General features: G+C 64.1%; 3 protein-coding genes and 1 pseudogene. 3 read left to right on the forward strand and 1 reads right to left on the reverse strand.

Features of this window, described 5'->3' with window-relative positions; genetic code table 11:
• Nucleotides 1-498: pseudogene (locus EN932_RS31770) on the reverse strand (mechanosensitive ion channel family protein); the annotation flags it as partial.
• Nucleotides 499-721: 223 nt separating this feature from the next.
• Here EN932_RS31770 and EN932_RS31775 point away from each other — a divergent pair.
• From EN932_RS31775 to EN932_RS31785, 3 genes are all read left to right on the forward strand, one after another.
• Nucleotides 722-1,981, forward strand: coding sequence for a sarcosine oxidase subunit beta (locus tag EN932_RS31775; protein ID WP_127368926.1), 1,260 nt, complete (start codon nucleotides 722-724; stop codon nucleotides 1,979-1,981).
• 17 nt (nucleotides 1,982-1,998) lie between these two features.
• On the forward strand, nucleotides 1,999-2,295 hold the full coding sequence (locus EN932_RS31780) for a sarcosine oxidase subunit delta (RefSeq protein WP_127368927.1): 297 nt from the start codon (nucleotides 1,999-2,001) through the stop codon (nucleotides 2,293-2,295).
• Nucleotides 2,292-3,480, forward strand: a 1,189-nt coding sequence (locus EN932_RS31785; RefSeq protein WP_128369354.1) for a 2Fe-2S iron-sulfur cluster-binding protein, incomplete at its 3' end; no start/stop codon positions are given. The genes EN932_RS31780 and EN932_RS31785, both read left to right, overlap by 4 nt.

The following is a 3,480-nucleotide window of genomic DNA, read 5'->3' on the forward strand; positions in this document are numbered from 1 at the left end:
GGTCAAAAGATTGCGGAACAGCTCGCTGCGCATATTGCCGATCTTGTCGATCAGCCCGCTGATGCGGATCGACAGGTTCTGTGCGCTGGCAACGACCGCGTTGATCTCGGCCTTTTCCGATGCAAGCGCCTGACGCTCGCCCGTCACGATGTCGGGCTCCTGCGGCTGGCCCGCCGCCGGTGGAGGACCCAGCACCTCGATGCGATTGTTGATCTCGGTGAGCCGCGAGCGGAATACCAGCGCACTGGTGAGTGCCGCCCGCGACAGATCCTCCAGCTGCAGACGGATCTCCACGAGTGAGGCATCGTCCTCACCGTCCTGCTGTATCTTCTTCTCGAGATCGTCCGTCTTGGCCGTTAGATCCTGGATGACCTTTTGCTGATCGGCGACCAAACCGGCCGAGCCCTGGCCGAGCGCTTGCGCCATCGCCTTAAACGAAAGCGGCGCCGAAACGACCAGCGTGAGTACCAGGATGAGACGAAGCAATCGGAAAAGCATGATTTGTTGGCGACTCATCGGCGGCAAAGGCAATTTGAAAGCCTGTCCTTGATAAACACGGCCCTATCATGGGGCAAGCCGTCGTATCGCGAGCCCAACCGATCACTCACGCCGAGTGATCCCATCCCGGGCGTCGGCCAGTCGAAAGGCGATGGCGCAATATTGGCTTTGCGGATGCGGCCTGCTCTATAGTCTGCCGCATCGCCCGAACCGGATGACATCAATGGCAGAGTACTCGGCCTTTTCGCTGCTCGCGAACGCGCTCAAGGGAAACAAGGATTGGAAGCCGGCATGGCGCAAGCCTGACCCGAAGGCGTCCTATGACGTCATCATCATCGGTGGCGGCGGTCATGGGCTGGCGACCGCCTATTATCTTGCCAAGGAACACGGCATCACCAATGTCGCCGTTGTGGAAAAGGGCTGGCTCGGTTCCGGCAATGTCGGCCGCAACACCACGGCCGTGCGCTCGAATTATCTGCTGCCTGCCAACACCCGCTTCTACGAACACTCGATGAAGCTGTGGGAGAACCTGTCGCACGAGCTCAACTACAATGTCATGTTCTCGCAGCGCGGCTGCCTGAACCTGGCGCACACGCCGGCCCAATTCGACGACTATGCAAGGCGCGGCAACGCCATGCGCCATCTCGGCGTGGATGCCGAACTGATGACGAAGGCTGAGATCAAACGCCTGATTCCGGCGCTCGATATCTCCGACAACGCGCGTTTCCCGGTGGTCGGCGGCCTGATGCAACGCCGCGCCGGCACCGCCCGCCACGATGCGGTGGCCTGGGGCTATGCGCGCGGCGCCGACAGGCGCGGCGTCGACATCATCGAAAATTGCGAGGTCACCGGCTTCCTGCGCGACGGCGACCGCATATCAGGCGTCACCACTTCGCGCGGCGACATCCGCGCCAGGAAGGTGGCCGTGGCGGTCGCCGGCAGCACCGGACGCGTCATGCAGATGGCCGGCATCGAGACGATGCCGATCGAGAGCCATGTGCTGCAGGCCTTCGTCACGGAATCGCTGAAGCCCTTCATCGACACGGTCGTCACCTTCGGCATGGGCCATTTCTACATGTCGCAGTCGGACAAGGGCGGCCTCATCTATGGCGGCGACATCGACGGCTACAACAGCTACGCCCAGCGCGGCAATCTGCCTGTCGTCGACGAGGTGATGAGTGAAATGCTGGCGTTGTTTCCGGGCCTCGCGCGCGTGCGCATGCTGCGCTCCTGGGGCGGTGTTTGCGATATGTCGATGGACGGCTCGCCGATCATCACCGCCGGCCCCCTGCCCGGCATGTATCTCAACTGCGGCTGGTGCTATGGCGGCTTCAAGGCGACGCCGGCTTCCGGCTGGTGCTTCGCCTGGACCATCGCCAAGGACCAGCCGCACGACCTCAACGCGCCCTTCACGCTCGACCGCTTCCACCGCGGGCTGGTAATCGACGACAAGGGCCAGGGTGCAAACCCGCGGCTGCATTAGGCAATAGGTAGAGTCCAATGTTGATCACTTGCCCCTATTGCGGCCCGCGCGACGTCATCGAGTTCACCTATCAGGGTGACGGCAATCGTGAGCGTCCCGACCCCGCCTCGCAGAATTTCGAGGCGTGGAACGCCTATGTCTATGACCGGCTGAATCCGGCCGGCGACCACAATGAGGTCTGGCAACATTCCGGCGGCTGCCGCGCGCATCTCAAGGTCGTGCGCAACACGCTGACGCATGAGATTTCCAGCGTTGCCTTTGCGCGCGGCGATCATGGGCCGGCCGCGCGCCGCAAGGCGGAGGACAAGGCATGAGCCCGCGCCGTGCCGACACCGGCGGCCGCATCGACCGGCTGAAAACCATCCGCTTCACCTTCGATGGCACGGCCTACACTGGCCATGCCGGCGACACGCTGGCGTCAGCCCTGCTGGCCAAGGGCGTCACGTTGTACGGGCGTTCGTTCAAATACCACCGCCCACGCGGCCTGCTCACCGCAGGCGTCGAGGAACCCAACGCGCTGGTGACGGTGCTGAAGGGCGAGGTTCGCGAGCCCAACATTCCAGCGACCATGGTCGAGATCCATGACGGGCTGGTTGCCATCAGCCAGAACCGCTTTCCCTCGCTTGCCTGGGACATCAACGCCGTCAACCAGCTCGGCGGCAAGATCCTGTCGGCCGGGTTCTACTACAAGACCTTCATGGGACCGGTGTTCGGCCCGCTCAAGGGCACGCGTTTCTGGATGTTCTGCGAACACTTCATCCGCCGCGCAGCCGGTCTCGGCAGTGCCGGATCGGCGAAAGACCCGGCCCGCTACGAACGCATGAACGCCTTTTGCGACGTGCTGGTCGTCGGCTCCGGCCCTGCCGGCCTGATGGCCACCAAGGCCGCCGCCGATCAGGGTGCGCGCGTCATGCTGGCCGATCTCGAGCCGCATTTCGGCGGTTCGGCCAACTGGTCCGAGGAAACGATCGATGGCGCGCCTGCCGCCGATTGGGCGCGGCGCACCGTCGCCCAGCTCGCAGGCCGCGACAATGTCCGGCTTCTGCCGCGCACCACGGTGTGGGGTTACTACGACAACAACACGCTTGCGGCGCTCGAACGGGTCAGCGACCACAAGGAGCACCCCGGCAAGGGCGAGCCGCGCCATCGCTATTGGGCGATCCGCGCCAAATCCGTGGTCCTGGCCACTGGTGCGTTCGAGCGGCCGCTCATCTTCCCCGGCAATGACCGGCCAGGCGTGATGCTGGCGCATGCAGCCGAACGCTATGCCAACGAATTCGGCGTGCTGCCGGGCGAGCGGATCGCGTTGTTCACCAACAATGACAGCGCCTATCGGGCGGCTGTCGCCTTGAAGAAGGCCGGTGCTGCGGTCGTCGCCATCGCCGATGTCAGGCCGGAACTTTCGCCGGAGATGCGCAAGTTGGCCGCGGAAGCCGAGGCAGAGATCTTTGCCGGCCATGCCGTCGTCGCCACCGAAGGCGGCAAGGCGCTGTCCGGCC

It is taken from the genome of Mesorhizobium sp. M7A.F.Ca.US.002.01.1.1 (genome assembly GCF_004022955.1).
In the GTDB taxonomy this organism is placed as follows: domain Bacteria; phylum Pseudomonadota; class Alphaproteobacteria; order Rhizobiales; family Rhizobiaceae; genus Mesorhizobium; species Mesorhizobium ciceri.

What these genes read in the sequence shown, in the direction of transcription:
- EN932_RS31775 (WP_127368926.1), top strand. Translation starts at nt 722, where the DNA reads ATGGCAGAGTACTCGGCCTTTTCGCTGCTCGCGAACGCGCTCAAGGGA.
- EN932_RS31780 (WP_127368927.1), top strand. Translation starts at nt 1,999, where the DNA reads ATGTTGATCACTTGCCCCTATTGCGGCCCGCGCGACGTCATCGAGTTC.